Genomic DNA, 18,558 nt, shown 5'->3' on the forward strand with positions numbered 1-18,558 from the left:
GATGGAATCGCGCGCCAACTACGCACTCGTCGGTCTGTTCACGCTCGCGGTCCTCGCGGCGGCTTTCGGCTTCGTCTACTGGTTCAACAGCGGCGGGACCGGGCGCAAGGAGAATGTCCGCGTCATCTTCACCGGCACGGTGACAGGGCTGGGCCGCGGGTCGAGCGTGCTGTTCAACGGCTTGAGGGTCGGCGAAGTCACCAATATCGAGCTGCAGCCGGACGATCCGCGCCGCATCTACGCGGTGATCCAGGTCGCCAGCACGACGCCGCTGCGCGACGACACGCGCGCGCGCATCGAGGCGCAAGGCCTGGCCGGCGTGGTCGCGCTGCAGCTTATCGGCGGCGATCCATCTGCGCCGGTGCTGATCGCCAAGCCCGGCGAGCCGATGCCGACGATCATCGCCGAGCGCTCCGAACTGCAGGATATCATCGAGACGGTCCGCAACGTCGCGCAGAGGGCCGATGGGATGCTCACGTCGCTCGACGGGTTGATCAAGCAGAACGCCACGCCGATCAACAACACCGTCCGCAATGTCGAGAAGTTCTCGCAGGCGCTCGGCAACAATGCCGAGGGTCTCGACAAGCTGATGGCCGGCTTCGGCAACATCGCCGAGACGATCCAGCCGCTCTCGCAGAAGCTGCAATCGCTCAGCGAGGAGCTGACCGCCGTGGTCCGCTCGGTCGATCGCGAGAAGGTCAGCAGTATCATTGCCAATGTCGACAAGTTCACCGGCGCGCTCGGCGGCTCCAGCGCCGACGTCGCGAAGGTGGTCAAGGACGCGGCTTCGATCTCGGCCAAGCTCGACAAGGCGGCCGATCAGGTCGAGGGCGTGCTGCAGGCGGCGAAGGGCTTCCTCGAATCCGGATCTGGGCCCGATGGTCGCAGCGCCTTCCAGGAGGTCGCGGATGCCGCCAAGTCGATCCGGACGCTGGCTGATAACCTCGACAAGCGCACGGCCGAGATCACGGCCGGCATCAGCCGCTTCACCGGGCCGGGCCTGCGCGATGTCGAGTCGCTGGCTGCCGACGGCAAGAAGACCCTGACGGAACTCAACCGCACCTTGCGGAATTTCGAACGCAACCCGCAGCAGTTCATTTTCGGTGGCAAGCCGCCGCTCCCCCAATACAACGGATCCCGCTAGCCCCATGACGACCGAGGTTCAGCTTCCTCCGGCCCGCCGGACACGCCGCTTCCTCCCGGCCCTGGCCCTGGCTGCGGCCGCGCTCCTTGCCGGCTGCGGCGGCGGGGCGACCCCGACCACCTTCGACCTCTCGGCGCCCGGAGGCTTCGGCAAGGTCGGCGGCTCGCGGGGCGCGATGGTCGTGGCCGAGCCGACGGCGGTCCAGGCGCTCGATTCCGACCGCGTCATCGTCAAGGATTCGAGCGGTGCGCTCTCCTTCGTCGGCGGCGCGCAATGGGCGGACCGGGTTCCGGCGCTGGTACAGGCCCGCCTGATCCAGACCTTCGAGAATGCCGGCCGGGTCGGGTCGGTCTCAGGTCCCGGCCAGCGCATCTCGCCCGATGTCCAGCTCAACACCAATATCCGCAGCTTCAACATCGACGCTGCAACGGGAACGGCTGTCGTCGAAATCACCGCCCGGATCGTCGGCGACCGCACGGGGCAGATCCAGCGGGCGCGGCTGTTCGCAGCGCGGGTGCCGGCCGGCGCGGTCGACGGGCCGGGTGCGACCCAGGCGCTCGACCGGGCGCTGTCGCAGGTGCTGGTCGAGATCGTGCGCTGGGCGCGCTGAGCGCGCCTCGCCGGCAGGCCGCGATTTCCTTCAATGCGCCTCTGCGCTAGGCTCTGATTCCGGCTCGGCCCGAGCCTCCCCCTCCAGCCGGGGCAGCATCATCATGCGGGGCATTTCCGACGACCTGACCGACTGTCCGGGCATCACGCATGAGGAGGGATTGCGCCAGCTGCTCGCGATAGGAGGTTCACGTCATGAATTTGTCGGCCCCGATCCATGAGTTGAAGCGCAAGGCCAAGCTGCAGAGCCGCGCAGAACGCATCCCGCTCCACGTCGCGCTTGATCGCATCGCGGCTCAGGAAGGCTATCGCAGCTGGAGCCTGCTCACGGCGAAGCAGCCCGGGATGACATCCGTCCGCGCGCTCTGGCCCCTGCTCGAACCGGGCGATCTCGTCCTGATGGCGGGGCGGCCGGGGCAGGGCAAGACGCTGGCGAGCCTTGCCCTGCTGGCGGAGGCGATGCGGGCAGGGCGCCGGGGCATCTTCCTCACCCTCGAATATACGCCGGCGGATGTGCTGTCCCGTTTGCGCGCGATCAATATCGAGCCGCGTGAGTTCGCGGACCGGTTCGACTGCGATTGCTCCGATGCGATCAGCGCGGACTATATCGTCGCGGCGCTCGGCAACGCGCCGCGCGGCACGGTGGCGGTGATCGATTATCTGCAACTGCTCGACCAGCGCCGCGACACACCGGAGCTGGCGCTTCAGGTGAAGGCGCTGAAGGCCTTCGCGCGGGAGAGGGGCCTGATCCTCGTCTTCATCTCGCAGATCGACCGCTCCTATGAGGCCTCGGGCAAGCCGTTTCCCGAGATCGCGGATGTGCGATTGCCCAATCCGCTCGACCTCGCCTTGTTCGACAAGACCTGCTTCGTGAACCGGGGCGAGGCACGTTTCCAGGCAGCGGCTTAGGCGGCCGTTCGGCGCCTTCGTCGCGCCCCGGAAAAGCAAAGGCCGCCCTCTCGGGCGGCCTTTCTCGTTTCGGCCGGGACGCGGACGCCTACTCGAAGCGCCCGCTGGCATGGGCCAGCATCGTGTAGACCTTGCCGGTCTCCGAGGTCAGGTAGGTCTTGGCCACCATCGAGTCGCGGTCGTCCTTGGCGGCTTCGCCGAGCAGGCGCTCGAACTCGTCGATATAGCGGTCGACCGTATCCTTGAACTCGGCATCGCGGCGGTACTTGCGGCGGATCTCGTCGAAGGTCTGCTGGCCCTGCAGCGTGTAGAGCCTGCGGGTGAAGACGTTTCGTTCGCCGCGCTTGTAGCGGTCCCACAACTCGACCGCGGCGTCATGGTCGATCATCCGAGCGATATCGACGGAGAGCGAATCGAGCTTCTCGATCGAATGCGTCGTCGTCTTGCTCGGCTCCGGCTGCTTGTCCTCGCGCGAGGCGCGGGTGAGCAGATCGGAGAGCCAGCCCGCCTTGGGCGGCTGCGCAACCGGCTCCGGCTGGCGGCGCGGCGCTTCCTGCACCGGAGCCGTGCGGCTCGGCGCAGGCGCCGGCTCGGCGCGCGTGCTCCCGCGCGGCGTGGCGGGCTGTTCGGGCTCGCTTGCCGTGGCATCGAGGGACGGCCGCAGCAGCGGTTCCTCCGCGGCCGGGGCGGGCTGGGTCACAGGCGAGAGCACTTGGGCAGGCCGGGCCGGGGCTGCCGGGGCAGGGGCGGCAACGGCGGCGGTCACAGCCGCAGTCGCGGCCGAGCGCCGGTTGGCGGCATGGTCGATCGGCAGCGAGACATCGCCGCGCCGGCCGGCGCGCGTCACGATCTCGGTGAGATCGTTCAGCGCCTTGATCTGCTCGGCCACGACCCGGCGCATGGCCGAGGTCGATTCCTGGGCTTCCGCCGGCAGTTCGAGCACGCCGCGCTTCAGTTCGGCGCGGGTCGCCTCCAGCTCGCGCTGGATGTCGCCGGTGATCCCGCGCATGTCCTGCGCCGCCTTCTGGAAGCGCTCGGTCACCTTGGCGATCTCGCCGCCGATCTCGGTCGAGACCTGGGCATAGGCCGCACGCAGGGCCTCCGCTGTGCGCTCGCGCTCCTGGCCGGTGGCGGAACGGATCGCCTCGAACTGCTGGGCGATCGCGTTCGTCGTCGATTCCGCCGAGTCGGACAGGACCGTGCCGATCTGACGGGCCCGCGATTCCGCTGTGTTGAGGGAGTCGTCGATCAGCGAGGCGAAGGAGCGGGTGATCGCCTCGACATCGTCGGTGCGGTTGGCGATGAGCCCGTGCAACTGCTCCAGCGCCTCGCGACGCTCGGACAGTGCCTTGCCGACGCGGCCCTCGATCTGCTCCAGCCGGCCGGCGACGGCGTTGAGCGCCGCGCTGCTGGCCTGGGTCGCCTCGTTGAGCGAGGTGCCGCGATCGTCGAGCTGGCCGATCAGCGCGGTCGTCTCCCGCAGCGTGCCTTCCGAGAAGCTCTTCAGCTCGGCGATCTGCGTCGTGACCTGCTGCGAGGCCGAGCCGGCCTCGGCCATCACGGTGCCGATCACGGTCTGCAATTCACCGACGCGGGTCGACAGGCTGTTCTCGACGGCGGCGAGGTTCTTGTTCGCGCCGTTGACGATCTGCTGCATCAGCTTGTTGGCCTCGCCGAGACGCCCGAGCATGCCGCCGAGTTCCTCGCGCAGCTGCTCGTTGGTGCCGACCAGCGCGTCGACCGATTGCTTCGAGCCGGATTCCAGCGTTTCGCGCAGCGCGTTGGACGAGGCTTCGACCGCGTTGGCGATGGCGGCGCCGCGATCGCGCAGGCCGGCGACAAGCGCGTTGCCGCGGCTTTCGAGTGCGCGCACCACCGTCTCGCCGACCGTGGCGAACTCGTTGGCCAGCGCTTCGCCGCGCTCGTTCAGCGCCTCGACGGCGCCGTTGCCCTTGGCGTCGAACGCGGCGCGCAGGGCCTCGACACGCTCGTCGACCGACTGGGTGAAGGCAGCGCCCTGCTGCCCGAGAGCCTCGACCAGGCCGTTACCCTTGGCGTCGAAGGCGGCGCGCAGTGCCGCGATGCGCTCGTCGATCGACTGGCTGAAGGTTGCACCCTGCTCTCCGAGAGCGGCGACAAGGCCGTTGCCCTTGGCGTCGAAGACTGCGTGGAGAGCATCGACGCGCTGGTCGAGTGATTGCGTGATCGTCTCGCCCTGGCGGCCGAGGGCAGCGACGAGGCCGCTGCCGCTGGCATCGAAAGCTGCTTGCAGGGCGCTCGTCCGTTCGTCCAGCGAAGAGGCCACGGCCGCACCCTGGCGCTCCAGCGCCGTGACGAGGCCGGCGCCCTGGCCCTCGAAGATCGCGCGCAGTTGCTCGGCACGCTGGTCGAGCGCGCCGGAGATGGCGTCGCCACGGCGGCCGAGCGCCGCGACGATGCCGAGTCCGCGATCGTCGAACAGGGTGCGCAACTGCTCGGCCCGCTCGGTGAGCGCGGCCGCGATGGCCTCGCTCTGGCCGGCGAGCGCCGAGACCATGCCGCCGCCCTGGTCGTCGAACAGGGCGCGCAATTCCTGCGCGCGCTGGGCGAGCACGGAGGCGATGGCCTCGGAGCGGCCCTGCAGCGTGGTGGCGATCTCGTCGCCGCGCGTGTCGAGCGTATGCGAGACGGTGTCGAGCCGGTTGACGACGCGCTCCTCGAAGCGCGCGACGCTCTGGTCGAGCGTGTCGGCGATCTGGAGGGCACGGCCGCCCAGCGTCGCGTTGATCGTATCGGCCTTGTCGCTGAGCGTGCGGGTGAGCGACTCGCTCTTGGAGGTGACGACCTCGCCGATCTCGTCGGCCTTGGCCGCGAGCGCCTTGGTCACCTCGCGTCCGCCTTCGGCCAGCACGCGGGCGATGTCGACCGTGCGCTCGACCAGCGCCTCGTTGAGGGCGGTGGCGCGCGAGCCGAGGCTGCCGTCGATGCGCGCGATCAGGCTGTCGAGCGTGCCGGCGATCTCGGCGCTCTTGGCGCCGGAGCGATCCTCGAACAGCTTGATCTGGCTCTCCATCGCGTCCGCGGCCTCGCGGGTGCGGCTGGCGAGCAGCTCGGCTGCCTCGAGAGCACGCGTCCCGGCCTTGTCGGCCAGCGCGACGCCGTCCTCGGAGATCAGCTTCTCGACCTGCGCGATTCCGGCATGGAGCGCGGTGGTGAGCTGCTGAGCATCGCCGGAGATCTTGGCGGTCAGGGTGCCGCCCTGGACGACGATCAGGTCCTCGAAGGCACCGAGACGCGCGGCGAGCGCATTCTCGACGTCGCGGCCCTGCGTGTCGAACAGCGCCGCAAACGCCGAGAGGCGTCCGCCGAGCGCGGTTTCGATTTCATGTCCCCGCTCGTCGAAGAGCTTGGTCAGCGCGTCGTGGCGCAGCGCCAGCGCCTCGTTGAGCGCCTGGGCCCGGCCCTCGACCGAACGCAGCATCGACTCGGCATTGGCCGAGAGCGCCTCGTTCACGCGCCCGCCCTGCTGGGTCAGCGCCAGCACGATCTCGCGGCCGGTGCCGGCGAGCAGGGTGCGCGCATCCTCGGCATGGACGGTGAAGGTGTCGCGCAGCCCCTGCGTCGCCTCGGTGACGCGGTCGGCGACATGGCGGCCGTCGACATTGATCGTCTCGGTGAGCGTGCGGGTGGCCTCGGTCATGCGGCGCGCCAGATCCTCGCTCTGCTCGCCGAGCAGGGTGTGAACCTCGCGGCCGGTGCTGACGAGGTCGCGCACCATGGTCTCGCGCTGCTCGCCGAGCAGGGAGCCGACCTTCTCAGCCGTGTCGCTGACGCTGGCGAGGAAGCCGGTCTGCTGCTGTTCGAGGGCGTTCTGCGCCGCCTCGATGCTGCCGGTGATGCGGGAGGCCAGATGGGCGCCGCGCTCGTCCAGCTGCTGGTCGATGCTGGCGCCGGTCTCGGCGAGGCGGGAGATCAGGGCGTTGCTGCGCTCCGACAGGATGCCATGCACCGAGCGGCCGACATCGGCGACGCGGCTGGCTAGGGCCTGGCTCTCGTTGCCGAGCAGGTCCTTGATCTCGAGCCCGGCCTGCGAAACCTTGACGGTCATCGCGCCGGCCTGCTCGTCGAGCAGGGCGCTGACGCGCATGCCGGTCTCGGACAGGCCGGTGATCAGGCGCTCGCTCTCGTTGCCGACGATGGTGCCGACCTCCTGGCCGGCCTGGGTCAGGCGGCTGACGAGCAGCTCGCTCTCGTCGCGCAGGCGCGTTTCGACGGTGTTGACGGCGCCCGAGACGCTGGAAACCAGAGCTTCGCTGCGCTCCGACAATAGCTTGGCGACATCGGCGCCGGCATTGGAGACGCGCGAGACCGTTGCGTCGCTGTGCTCGCCCATCAGGCTGGCGAGGTTGCGGCCGGCTTCGGCGACACGCTCGACGACGCCGTCGCTCTGCTGGCCGACGAGATCGGCGAGCTCGCTGCCGGCGCTGGAGACGCGGCCGACCAGCTTCTCGGCCTGCTGGTCGAGCAGGGTATGGACGGTCTGGCCGGTTTCGTTGAGGCGGTCGACGAGCTTGCTGCCCTGGTCGGTGAAGAGCCCGTTGACCTGGCCCGCGACGTCGGTGATGCGGCCGGTGAGCGCGTCGCCATGCTGCGCGACAGACTCGCTGAGGGACTGGCTGGCATCGTTGACGCGCAGGATGATCGCCTCGCTGCGCTCGCGCAGCACGTCGTCGACGGTGCGGGCGGTCTCGTTGAGGCGGCTGACCAGCGTATCGCCATGCGTGCCGATCAGGCCGTGGACGTTCTCGCCGACCTCGGTGAGGCGGGTGGCGATGGCTTCGTTCTGGCGGTTGAGCAGGCTGTTGACCCCGCGCCCGACCTCGGCGAGGCGGGTGGTGACGCTCTCGCCCTCGTCGGAAAGCGCGCTGCGCAGCGCTTCGCCGGATTCCGCCAGGCGCGCCTGCAGGGCCTCGCTCTGGCTTTCGATCAGCGCGACCATGTTGCGGCTGCTGACCTCGAAGCGCTCGGCCGCTTCCGTGCCACGCGCCGAGATGTCGCGGGCGAGCGTCTCGCCGGTGTTCTTGAGCAGTTCGTTGACGGTCTCGACGCGGCCGGTCAGCGTTTCGGCGACCTGGTTGCCGGTCTCGCTGATGGCGCGGGTGACGTCCTGGGCGCCAGTGGTCAGGCCTTCGGTGAGGACGGCGCCGGTGCGCTCCAGCGAACCGGCGATTTCCTTGGCCCGGCCGTCGAGCATGGTCGAGAGATTGTCGCTGGCTCCTGCCAGCCGCTCGGAAACCTCGCCGGAGGTGACCTGCAGGCGCTCGACCAGGTCGTGGCTGCGTCCGCTGATCTCCTCGATCATCTTTTCGCCGGCGCGGCCGAGCGCCTGGGTGATCTGGTCGCCCTTGGCGCCGAGCGAACCGGTGACGCGGTCGCCGGCCTGCGAGACGGCTTCCGCGATGGCGCGGCTGGCGCTGTCGAGGTCCTTGGCGAGCCCGTCATGGGCGCCGCTGATGGCGAGCTTGACGCGCTCGGCATTGCCGACCACGGCCTCGCGCTGGGTGACGAGCTCGTCGATCAGCGAACGCAGGCGAATCTCGTTATCGGCATAGGCGCGCTCCAGCGTCGAGATTTCGCCGCGCACGATGGTTTCGAGTTCGCCGGCCCGCGCAACCGCGCGCTCGATGCCGTCGCCCATGGCGGCGACCTCGCGGCGGATGGTCTGGCTCAGCGACAATACGGAATCGGCGCCGGCGACCTCGGGCTCGGCCAGGCGCAGCGCGACCTCGGTCATGGCGCGCGAGATCAGGCGCATCTCCTGGGTGCGGCGATAGAGCGCCGCCAGGACGAAGAAGAACACGACCGGCGCGCCGATCGAGAGCGCGAGCAGCGTCCATTCGCCGATGCCGAAGCTGGCGACCGGCTCGGGCAGGCCGTTGCTGAACGAGCCGTAGCGGCCGAGCAGGACGAAGGCGGCGCCTCCCAGCCAGGCCAGCGACGACAGCGCGGCGAACCAGTAGGGCTTGCGCGACGGGCGCACGGCGAAGGCCTGGACGAGCGAGCTGGAATCGCGGCGGTCGTCATTGGCGACGCGGCTGGTATCGGGCGCGATCGCGGCGCGCGGCTGCGCCGGCTGCTGGGGAGGAGTGGCAAGGGCCGGCGGAGGCGACGCCGGAGCCGGCTCGACGCGCGGCAATTCGAGCTTCAGGTCGTTCTCGCTGGTCGAGGGCAGGCGCGGCTCGGTCTCGACCGGCGTCTCGGCGCCGTCCTTGGACTGGTCAAGGCGAAGAGCCTCTTCGATCGCCGACATCGCAGCTTCAGTGGGGTCCTGGAGCTTCTTGGGTCGATTCATCGTTGCCGCCTCGTCACGCTACTGACGATGGGCGCGTACGATGACCACCGTCGCCCCATGCCGCCTCTGGCCGGGTGAACGGAGACACTGCGCCCATCATTTACCAATTGGAAGGGTAGTGGACCCCTGGACCCTTGGAAACCCATTTGACCACGCGATTCACAAACGTCGTTAACGCCTCGTTCACCATCCGGGCGCTTCCTGAAGGGCATGAGACCGGCCCGTGCGGCCATTTGATGACCGATGTCGAAGAGTTCCTGACATGACCGAGAAGGCCATCGATTTCGCCTATCTCTCCCGCCAGACCGCGGGCGACCACGAGCTGGAGCGCGAATTGCTGGTGCTCTTCGCCCAGCAATGCGTCGTCCATCTGCGGGCCATCCACGGCAGCACCGACCGACAGATGCGGATGGATGCAGCCCACAGCTTGAAGGGTGCGGCGCGCGCCGTCGGTGCCTGGCAGGTCGCCGAGGCTGCCGACCGCATCGAGGAGGGTCTTGCCGGGCCGGAGCAGAAGGCGAGCGAAAGCGCCCTCGATGCGCTCGCCCTCGCGGCGGCCGAGGCGAGGGCGGTGATCGCACGCTCCGATTGCGCCGCCTGAGCACGGCTGCGGCGGGAAAACCCGTTCCGTGCCGCTTTGAAATGCTCTAAGCGGTGCCGGAGATCGCGCCGCCGGAGTTTCCCATGCCTAACATCACCTTCATCGACGCTCATGGAGAGAGCCGCACCGTCGAGGCCGAAACCGGCTCGACCGTGATGGAGACGGCGATCCGCAACGCGGTTCCCGGCATCGAGGCGGAATGCGGCGGCGCCTGCGCCTGCGCCACCTGCCATGTCTATGTCGACGATGCCTGGACCGCGGCGGTCGGCCCTGCCGAGCCGATGGAGGAGGATATGCTGGACTTCGCCTTCGACGTTCGCCCGAATTCGCGCCTCTCCTGTCAGATCCGCATCCGCGAGGATCTCGACGGGCTGATCGTCCGTACGCCCGAGCGCCAGGGCTAGACCCGCGCGGCATCGCACCGCATCCGGCATTTTGCGCTGGATCATGGCGCCGATGCTGGCAAACTCCATGATGATTGCACACCCCGCCTGGGTCGGCGCGCATTCCACCGGGCGCGGCAACAGCGATCCAGGCATTTGTGATATCATCCGGACTCCCGAAAAGTGGCGCCCATTTTTCGGTCCGATGCCTAGGAGGATGCGATGTACAGATCGATCATGGTCCCCGTAGATCTCGCCGAAGCCGAGCTTGCCCAGCCGGCGCTCGCAGCGGCCGTCTCCTTCGCGAAGGCTTCGGGCGGGAGGCTGCGTCTGGTCTATGTCCGCTCGCTCATCCCGGTCACCTACATGGAGTTCGTGCCGGCTGATTTCGATTCCGAGCAGCAGGAAGATGCCGAGGCGAAGCTCGCCGAGATCGCAGCGAAGGTCGATCTCCCAGCCGAGCAGGTCTCGGCCAAGGTCCTGATCGGCTCCGTCCATGGCGAGGTGCTGGCCGAGGCCGACGCCAGCGGCGCCGATCTCATCGTCATCGGCTCGCATGAGCCCGGCATGCTCGCCTATGTCATCGGCTCGAACGCCTCGGCCATCGTGCGCCGGGCGAAATGCTCGGTGCTGGTCGTCCGCTGAGCCTCAGCTCGTCCGGCCCGGAACGAGGCTGTCGGGCACCTCGCCGGTCGCGAGTTCGCGCGGCCGGTTGAGACTGACCAGCGGCCAGACCTGCCAGAACGAGGCGGCGATCAGCAGGATGCCGAGCAGCCCGGCACTGTTCGCGCCCTGCTGGAAGGCGCGCAGCGTGAAGGCCGCGAGCATCAGCAGCGACAGCGCGCCGAGAGCGGCGACGCCGAGCCAGATCGGCCTGGGTCGTCCGGCGACGAAGCGGGCGCGCGGATTGGCCCGCGCGATCGCGGCCGACAGCGCGGTGACGAAGCGGCGATAGCGCGGGTCGTCGCGGTCCAGATCGGTGAGCGAACGCCAGGACAGGTTGCCGAAGGTCACGGTACGGCCGTCGCTGAGCCTGAGCTGCGTCTTGTAGCCTTTCGACGAGATATTGCCGGGCGCATAGACGAAGCGGACCTGCTCGACCGCGCTCAGGCGGATGCTGTCGACCCGGCGCGTCCGATCGACCTCGAGCGTGTCGCCGTCGAGCTTGTAGGCGATCTCGAAGTCCACCGGCTTGGGGCGCTGGCGCCAGCTCGGGGCAGGGCCGTCATCGTCCTCGTCCATAATCGCTTTCGTCACCGCGCCAGAACCTTCATCGCGCCATCCAGTCCGTCGAGCGTCAACGGGAACATGCGCCCGCCCATCAAGCCGCCGATCTGGCGGATCGACTGGGTGTAGTTCCAGAGGTTCTGCTGCACCGGGTTGAGCCAGACCGATTTCGGGAATTTGGTCGCCAGGCGCTCCATCCAGACCTCGCCAGCCTCCTCGTTCCAGTGCTCGACGGAGCCGCCGGGCATCGCGATCTCGTAGGGGCTCATCGAGGCATCGCCGATGAAGACGAGGCGATAGTCGGAGGGATAGGTCCTGAGCACGTCCCAGGTCGCGATCTGCTGGTCGTGGCGGCGACGGTTCTCCTTCCAGACCCGCTCATAGGGGCAGTTATGGAAGTAGAAATGCTCGAAATGCTTGAACTCGGCCCGCGCCGCCGAGAACAGCTCCTCGGCCAATTCGATATGCCAGTCCATCGACCCGCCGACATCGAGGAAGAGCAGCACCTTCACGGCATTGCGGCGCTCGGGGCGAAGCTTGACGTCGAGATAGCCGTGCCGGGCGGTCTCGGAAATGGTGTTGTCGAGGTCGAGTTCCTCGGCCGCGCCGGTGCGGGCGAAGCGGCGCAGGCGCCTGAGCGCGATCCGCATGTTGCGAACGCCGAGTTCGCGCGTGTCGTCGAAATCCCTGAACTCGCGCTTGTCCCAGACCTTCACCGCGCGGAAATTGCGGTTCTTGTCCTGGCCGATGCGGATACCTTCGGGATTGTAGCCATAGGCGCCATAGGGCGAGGTGCCGGCGGTGCCGATCCACTTGTTGCCGCCCTGGTGGCGGCCCTTCTGCTCGTCGAGCCGCTGTTTCAGCGTCTCCCAGAGCTTCTCCCAGCCCATCGCATCGATCTGGGCTTTCTCTTCGTCGGTCAGGAATTTCTCGGCGAGCTTGCGCAGCCATTCCTCGGGAATGCCGGCTTCCTCGATCGCCTGCTGCAGCGTCTCCATGCCCTTGAACACCTGGGCGAAGACGCGGTCGAACTTGTCGAGATGACGCTCGTCCTTCACCAGCGTGGCGCGGGCGAGATAGTAGAACTCGTCGACCCTGTGTTCGGCCAGATCGGCCTCCACCCCTTCGAGCAGCGTCAGGTACTCGCGCAAGGTCACCGGGACCTTGGCGGCGCGCAGATCAGTGAAGAGACGGAGAAACATGCCGCTAATGTGAGGGCATGGGGCGCAGGGTCAAGCAGCGTCCACGTTTCATGCGCGAACGCTGCCTGAGCCCGATGATGGCCTTACGCCACCGCGTCGGCGAGGTCCTTGGTGACCTTGAACTTCACGACGGTCTTGGCGGGCACCTTGATGGTCGCGCCGGTCGAGGGGTTGCGGGCCTCGCGGGCCTCGCGCTTGGCGGCGGAGAGCTTGCCGATGCCGCCGAGCGTGACGTCGTCGCCCTTTTTGAGGGACTTGGCGACGGTCGCGCCGAGAGAGGCCAGGATGGCCGAGACGTCGGCCTTGGTCTTGCCGGTCTCTTCGGCAATGGCGGCGATCAGTTCGTTCTTGGTCATGAATTCCTCCTAGAGAAGGTGGTTCAGGCGTCGCGTGCTGGATGACGGCCGTTCATGCTCGTTTCCGACACGAGCGACCGCGACACATGGATGCCATTCGCGGCGCGCAACTCACGCAGTTGCCACGGTTACCGCGGAAAGACGATGGCCGCGGCGGTAGATACGCACAGGAAACGCCTTCGTTCCATCGGTTTCAGGCCGATAACGGCCCAGTTGAGAACGAAAACAGGTTGACGGGGTGGATTGACGGAGCGTCAGGCGGGTGGAGCCTGCGAATCGCTGCGGCGGCGCGAGCAGCCCGCCGCAGCGAGAATTCATCGTCAGGCCTGGATGCCGTCGACATACCAATCCATCTTCGAAAGCATCTCGTCGCTGGCCTTCTCGCCGGCCTTCAGGCGGACTTCACCCTTCTGGTCCTTGAGCTCGCCGGTGAACGGATGAAGCGTGCCGGCGACGATGGCCTTGGTGACCTCGTCGGCGGCGGCGCGGGCGGCCGGCGTGATCGCATCGTTATACGGCGCGAGCTTGACGAAGCCGTCCTTGATGCCGCCCCAGACCGCGCCGCTCTTCCAATTGCCGTCCATGACCTCCTTGACGCGCTTGATGTAGTAGCCCGACCAGTCGTCGACGATGGCCGAAAGATGGGCCTTGGGCGCGAAGGACTTCATGTCGGAGGCCTGGCCGAAGGCGAAGACGCCGCGCTGCTCGGCCGCCTGGAGCGGGGCGGCGGAATCGGTGTGCTGGGTGATCATGTCGGCGCCCTGGTCGATCAGCGCCTTGGCGGCGTCGGCCTCCTTGGCCGGGTCGTACCAGGTCGAGCACCAGACGACCTTGGTCTTGAAGTTCGGGTTCACCTTGCGGGCGGCGAGATGGAAGGCGTTGATGCCCATCACGACTTCCGGGATCGGGAAGGAGGCGACGTAGCCGGCCTGTCCGGTCTTCGACATGTGTCCGGCGATGGTGCCGATCACGGCGCGGCCCTCGTAGAAGCGCGCATCGTAGGTCGCGACGTTCTCGGCGCGCATATAGCCGGTGGCATGCTCGAACTTGATCTTCGGGAATTGCTTGGCGACCTGGATCGTCGGGTTCATGAAGCCGAAGGAGGTCGCGAAGATCAGCTGGTTGCCGGCCTGGGCGAGCTGGCGCAGCGCGCGGGCGGCGTCCGGACCCTCGGCGACGTTCTCGATGAAGCTGGTCTTGATCTTGGCGCCGTATTCCTTCTCCAGCGCCAGTCGGCCCTGGTCATGCGTCCAGGTATAGCCGTGGTCGCCGATCGGGCCGACATAGATGAAGCCGACGCCGAGCGGGGCCTGCGCCGAGGCGCCGCGGCCGAGCAGCGGCAGGGTCGAGGCGGCGGCGGCGCCGAATGTCAGCTTGCGGCGGGTGATGATGCTAGTCATGTCCTAAAACTCCCCGTTGTCGGTTGCGGCGTCAGGACGCCGAGAAGGGTTTGCCGAGGCAGGCGGGCGCGTCGAGCCGGCCGGTCTTTCGTCCTAGCGACATCATGGTCAGAACCGCAATCGTCGCAAGGTAGGGGGCCATCGCCAGAACCTCGGGCGCGAGCCAGCTGACGCCGGCCGCCTTGGCCTGCAATTCGAGCGTCATGACGGCGCCGAAGAGGTAGGCGCCGAGCAGGAGCCGCCCCGGTTTCCAGGCCGAGAAGACGACGAGCGCAAGTGCGATCCAGCCGCGGCCGGCCGTCAGCCGGTCCGCCCACATCGGCGTCAGCGCCAGCGAGAAATAGGCGCCGCCGAGACCTGCCAAGGCGCCACCGAAGGCGATGGCGCCGTAGCGGATGGCGATCACGGGATAGCCGATCGCATGGGCCGAGGCGTCGTTCTCGCCGACGGCGCGCAGGATCAGGCCCGGCCGCGTCCGGCGCAGGAACCAGCTCACGGCTGCAACGAGCGCAAGCGAGAGATAGACGAGGATGTCGTGTCCGAAGATCACCCGCAGCAGCGGATGTTCCGACAGCACTTCCGGAAACACCGGCTGAAGCCGCGTCACGGTGCGCCCGACGAAGCCCGCGCCGATCAGCGAGGAGGCGCCGATGCCAAAGATCGTCAGCGCCAACCCGGTCGCGACCTGGTTGGCCATCAGCGAGAGCGCGAGCACGGCGAAGACCATCGAGGCCGCGACGCCTGCGAAAGCCGCCGCGACCAGCCCGATGCCGGTGCTGCCGGTCGAAAAGGCGACGGCGAAGCCCGCGACCGCGCCGCACAGCATCATGCCCTCGACGCCGAGATTGAGCACGCCGGCCTTCTCTGCGACGAGCTCGCCGAGCGATGCGAGCAGCAGCGGCGTCGAAGCCGCGATCAGCGTCATCAGGATGGAGATGAACATGGCGGAGGTCATGCCGCCCTCCGCTTGAAACCGATACGCCAACGCACGAGCACGTCGGTTGCCAGCAGCATGAACAGCAGCGTTGCCTGGAACAGGCCGGTCGCGGCCTGCGGCAGCCTCACCGTCGATTGCGCGATCTCGCCGCCGACATAGGTTCCCGCCAGCACGATGCCGCCGAAGACGATGCCGAGCGGGTTCAGTCGTCCGAGGAAGGCGACGATGATCGCGGTGAAGCCGTAGCCGACCGGGAATTGCGGCGTGAGCTGCCCGAACGGACCGGCCGCCTCGAACAGCCCGGCGAGGCCGGCGAGCGCGCCGCTGATCAGCATGGTCGCCCAGGTCGTGCGCGCCGCGCTGAAACCGCCATGACGTGCGGCTGCGGGCGCCAGGCCGACGACCTTGATCGCGTAGCCTGCCGTCGTCTTCTCCATCAATAGCCAGGCGATGATCGCGAGCACCAGCGCGGCCGGGATGCCGAGATGGACCAGCGTTCCTTCCAGCACTGTCGGCAGCGTCTGATCGGCGGTGAACATCCGCGTCTGCGGGAAATTGAAGCCGCCCGGGTCCTTCCACGGCCCGCGCACGAGGAAGTATAGCAACTGCACCGCGACATAGGTCAGCATCAGGCTGGTCAGGATCTCGCTGACCTGCAGCTTGACGCGCAGGAAAGCCGGGATCGCGGCCCAGGCCATGCCACCGAGAATGCCGGCGAGCACCATGGCTGGCAGGATCCACCATCCCGTCATGTCATAGGTCAGGAGGGCGACGCCGGTGCCGGCGATGGCGCCCATGACGTATTGCCCCTCGGCGCCGATATTCCAGACATTGGCTCGGAAGCCGATGGCGAGCCCGAGTGCGATCATGACGAGCGGCGCGCCCTTGACCCCGATATCGCCCCAGCGTTGCGGCTCCAGGAAGGGGGTCAGGAAGATGCTGCCGACCGCGTGGAAGCCGTCATAGCCCATGGCGGTGAAGACGATCATGCCGATGAGCATGGTGAGCCCGATCGCGATCACTGGGCTCAGGCCCAGCATCAGCAGGCTGGGCTCGCGGCGGCGGCGCCATTCAAGCATGGGCTGCCTCCGCGCCATGGACGCCGCCCATCATCAGGCCGATCTCGTCGATGCCGAGGCTCGCGACCGGGCGCGGCACAAAGAGCCGACCTTCGTTGATGACGCAGAGCCGGTCGGCGAGCTCCAGCAATTCGTCGAGATCCTGCGAGATCACCACCACGGCCGAGCCCTTGGCCGCTAGGTCGACGAGTTCCTGTCGGATCGCGGCGGCAGCACCCGCATCGACGCCCCAGGTCGGCTGTGAGACGACAAGAACGGCCGGCTGCTGGCCGATTTCGCGACCCATGATGAATTTCTGCAGGTTGCCGCCCGAGAGCGAGCGGGCGAGCGCGGCGTTGCCAGTGGTCCGGACGTCGAAGAGCTTGATGACGCCATCTGCAAAGCGTTTCACGCTGCTGCGGCTGATGAAGCCGTGCGGCGCCAGCGGGAGCCGGTGACGCGCCGTGAGGATCCCGTTATCGGCGAGCGAGAAATCCGGCACGGCAGCGTGGCCGTTGCGCTCCTCGGGCACGCAGGCGAGGCCGAGCGCCCGGCGGGCGCCTGCGCCCTCAAGACCAACGGATTTGCCGTCGAGTTTGATTGCCTCCGAGCCGGCCGCGAGTTGCTCGCCCGAGAGGGCGGTCAGCAACTCCGCCTGTCCATTGCCGGCGACACCGGCGATCCCAAGAATCTCGCCGGCCCGGGCTTCGAAGGAAACGCTCTCCAGATCCGTGCCGAAGGGGGGCTCACCCGGCAGCGACAGTCCTTTGACCTCCAGCCGGACGGCGCCGGAGCCAGCCGCCTTGCCGTGCTCGATCTTGCGCAGTTCCGCGCCGATCATCAGCTCGGCCATGCGCTTGGTCGTCTCGACCTTGGGGTCGCAGGTCGCGACGACGCGCCCGCCGCGCAGAATGGTGGCGCTGTCGCACAGTGCTTTGATCTCGTGCAGCTTGTGCGAGATGTAGAGGATCGAGCAGCCCTCAGTCGCGATCTGGCGCAGCGTCGCGAACAGGCGCTCGACCTCCTGCGGCGTCAGCACCGAGGTCGGCTCGTCCATGATCAGCAGCTTCGGCTTCTGCAGCAGGCAGCGCACGATCTCGATGCGCTGGCGCTCGCCGACCGAGAGCGTATGCACCTCGCGCTCCGGATCGAGCGGTAGCGAATAGGATTGCAGGATGGCGGCGACGCGCTGCTTCAGCTCGTCGCGATCGACCGCCTCGTCAAGCCCGAGCGCGATGTTCTCGATCACCGTCATCGCGTCGAATAGCGAGAAATGCTGGAAGACCATGCCGATGCCGAGCTTGCGTGCGGCTTTGGGTGAGGAGATCGCGACCGACGAGCCGTTCCAGGAGATCGTGCCTTCGTCGGCCTGCTGGACGCCGTAGATGATCTTGACCAGGGTCGACTTGCCGGCCCCATTTTCGCCGAGCAGGGCGTGGATTTCGCCGGGCTGGACGCTCAGGCTGATGTCCTCATTGGCTTTGACCCCGGGAAAGCTCTTCGAGATATGGGCGAGCGCCAGCCGCGGCGGCACCTCCTGCTCACGCGGCTGATTCATGTCGCGACCGTCTCCCTTTCGCCGGCTCCGAGCGGCCAAGCAAGCAACGCACCAGCTCGGCCGCCGTCAAGGCCGCGATCACCTCCGGGCGCTTGTCGTCCACATCCGAACCGCCGATCGGGCAGGTGAGGCGGTCGAGCGCCGCGCGCCGGCCGCCTGCGCGCATAAAACCGGATTCGAAGCGGGCGCGCTTGGTGGCCGAGCCGATCATGCCGACATAAGCCGCATCGCCGCGCGCCAGTGCCGCCTCCGCCAGCCGGTAGTCGAGCGCGTGACTATGCGAGAGTACGACGAAAGCGGCCTTGGCCGGCGCGCTCGCGACCGCATCGACGGGATCGGCCATGCGGATGCAGGTGACGGCGGTGGGCAGCCCGCTCATGACATCGTCGCGGTCGTCGATCAGCGAGACCGATAAGGGTAGGGGCGCCAGTGCGTGAGCGAGCGCACGGCCGGTATGACCGGCTCCGAAGATCAGGACCGGTGGCCGCGACGCGGCTTCCGCCTTCTCGCGGGCGCCGAACAGGGCGATCTCGGTTGCGCCGGCATGGCGCAGCGACACGCGCACTCGCCCGCCGCAACACTGCCCCATCTGCGGCCCGAGCGGAATGTCGAGCAACTGATCCTCGGCGCTTTCGCTCAGCATGTGCCGGGCGAGGTCGATGCAGTGGAATTCGAGCTGCCCGCCGCCGATGGTTCCCGCGATAGCGCCGGGGCTGACCGCCATGCAGGCGCCTGCTTCGCGCGGCGTCGAGCCTTCTGCGGCTTCGATGCGGACGAGGACGATGCCGTCGCGCTGATGGGCGGCGAGGAAGGTCGAGAGGCTCATGGTTTTCTCCCGCCGCC

Annotated in this window: 15 protein-coding genes; 6 read left to right on the top strand and 9 right to left on the bottom strand. The window is 68.0% G+C overall.

Translation table 11 applies throughout. The features are described from left to right. Nucleotide 1: 1 nt before the first annotated feature. The 3 genes from FHT98_RS19975 (at nt 2) to FHT98_RS19985 (ending at nt 2,662) form a co-directional block, all read left to right on the top strand. Nucleotides 2-1,144, top strand: a complete 1,143-nt coding sequence (locus FHT98_RS19975) for an MlaD family protein (RefSeq protein ID WP_091855766.1) — start codon at nt 2-4, stop codon at nt 1,142-1,144. 4 nt (nt 1,145-1,148) lie between these two features. After that, complete coding sequence (locus tag FHT98_RS19980) at nt 1,149-1,754, top strand: ABC-type transport auxiliary lipoprotein family protein (RefSeq protein WP_142115043.1); 606 nt, start codon at nt 1,149-1,151, stop codon at nt 1,752-1,754. 194 nt (nt 1,755-1,948) lie between these two features. Continuing rightward, a complete protein-coding gene (locus tag FHT98_RS19985) occupies nt 1,949-2,662 on the top strand; it encodes a DNA helicase (RefSeq protein ID WP_142115044.1) in 714 nt (237 codons plus the stop codon). 88 nt (nt 2,663-2,750) lie between these two features. Here the strand turns inward: FHT98_RS19985 and FHT98_RS19990 are convergent, their stop codons facing one another. After that, a complete protein-coding gene (locus tag FHT98_RS19990; protein WP_142115045.1) occupies nt 2,751-8,993 on the bottom strand; it encodes an apolipoprotein A-IV repeat region-like domain-containing protein in 6,243 nt (2,080 codons plus the stop codon). A 262-nt stretch (nt 8,994-9,255) separates the two neighbouring features. Here FHT98_RS19990 and FHT98_RS19995 point away from each other — a divergent pair, with 262 nt between their 5' ends. The 3 genes from FHT98_RS19995 to FHT98_RS20005 all read left to right on the top strand — a co-directional run bounded on the left by FHT98_RS19995 (nt 9,256) and on the right by FHT98_RS20005 (nt 10,622). Next, nucleotides 9,256-9,594, top strand: coding sequence for an Hpt domain-containing protein (locus FHT98_RS19995; RefSeq protein WP_091855762.1), 339 nt, complete (start codon nt 9,256-9,258; stop codon nt 9,592-9,594). Between the two features lie 83 nt (nt 9,595-9,677). Further along, nucleotides 9,678-9,998, top strand: a complete 321-nt coding sequence (locus FHT98_RS20000; RefSeq protein ID WP_142115046.1) for a 2Fe-2S iron-sulfur cluster-binding protein — start codon at nt 9,678-9,680, stop codon at nt 9,996-9,998. A gap of 201 nt (nt 9,999-10,199) precedes the next feature. After that, nucleotides 10,200-10,622 carry a universal stress protein gene (locus FHT98_RS20005; RefSeq protein WP_061964521.1) on the top strand — a complete coding sequence of 141 codons (423 nt, stop codon included), beginning with the start codon at nt 10,200-10,202 and terminating at the stop codon, nt 10,620-10,622. A gap of 3 nt (nt 10,623-10,625) precedes the next feature. On the opposite strand, the gene FHT98_RS20010 is transcribed toward FHT98_RS20005, so the two are convergent. From FHT98_RS20010 to xdhC, 8 genes are all read right to left on the bottom strand, one after another. Then, entirely contained in the window at nt 10,626-11,234 is a 609-nt protein-coding gene (locus FHT98_RS20010) for a hypothetical protein (RefSeq protein WP_142115047.1), read from the bottom strand. Further along, nucleotides 11,231-12,406: a vWA domain-containing protein gene (locus FHT98_RS20015; protein WP_142115048.1), complete on the bottom strand. Its 1,176-nt coding sequence runs from the start codon at nt 12,404-12,406 to the stop codon at nt 11,231-11,233. Before FHT98_RS20015 ends, FHT98_RS20010 begins: the two co-directional genes overlap by 4 nt. Before the next feature lie 83 nt (nt 12,407-12,489). Beyond that, nucleotides 12,490-12,762, bottom strand: a complete 273-nt coding sequence (locus FHT98_RS20020) for an HU family DNA-binding protein (RefSeq protein WP_061964514.1) — start codon at nt 12,760-12,762, stop codon at nt 12,490-12,492. A 320-nt stretch (nt 12,763-13,082) separates the two neighbouring features. Then, nucleotides 13,083-14,162, bottom strand: a complete 1,080-nt coding sequence (locus tag FHT98_RS20025) for a BMP family ABC transporter substrate-binding protein (protein ID WP_082617050.1) — start codon at nt 14,160-14,162, stop codon at nt 13,083-13,085. Between the two features lie 31 nt (nt 14,163-14,193). After that, entirely contained in the window at nt 14,194-15,117 is a 924-nt protein-coding gene (locus tag FHT98_RS20030; protein ID WP_142115049.1) for an ABC transporter permease, read from the bottom strand. Beyond that, entirely contained in the window at nt 15,114-16,178 is a 1,065-nt protein-coding gene (locus tag FHT98_RS20035) for an ABC transporter permease (protein ID WP_142115050.1), read from the bottom strand. Before FHT98_RS20035 ends, FHT98_RS20030 begins: the two co-directional genes overlap by 4 nt. Continuing rightward, on the bottom strand, nt 16,171-17,715 hold the full coding sequence (locus tag FHT98_RS20040) for an ABC transporter ATP-binding protein (protein ID WP_142115051.1): 1,545 nt from the start codon (nt 17,713-17,715) through the stop codon (nt 16,171-16,173). Before FHT98_RS20040 ends, FHT98_RS20035 begins: the two co-directional genes overlap by 8 nt. Continuing rightward, nucleotides 17,699-18,541, bottom strand: coding sequence for a xanthine dehydrogenase accessory protein XdhC (xdhC, locus tag FHT98_RS20045; RefSeq protein ID WP_142115052.1), 843 nt, complete (start codon nt 18,539-18,541; stop codon nt 17,699-17,701). Before xdhC ends, FHT98_RS20040 begins: the two co-directional genes overlap by 17 nt. Nucleotides 18,542-18,558: the final 17 nt, after the last annotated feature.

Source organism: Allobosea sp. AK1, from assembly GCF_006714945.1.
GTDB lineage: Bacteria > Pseudomonadota > Alphaproteobacteria > Rhizobiales > Beijerinckiaceae > Allobosea > Allobosea robiniae.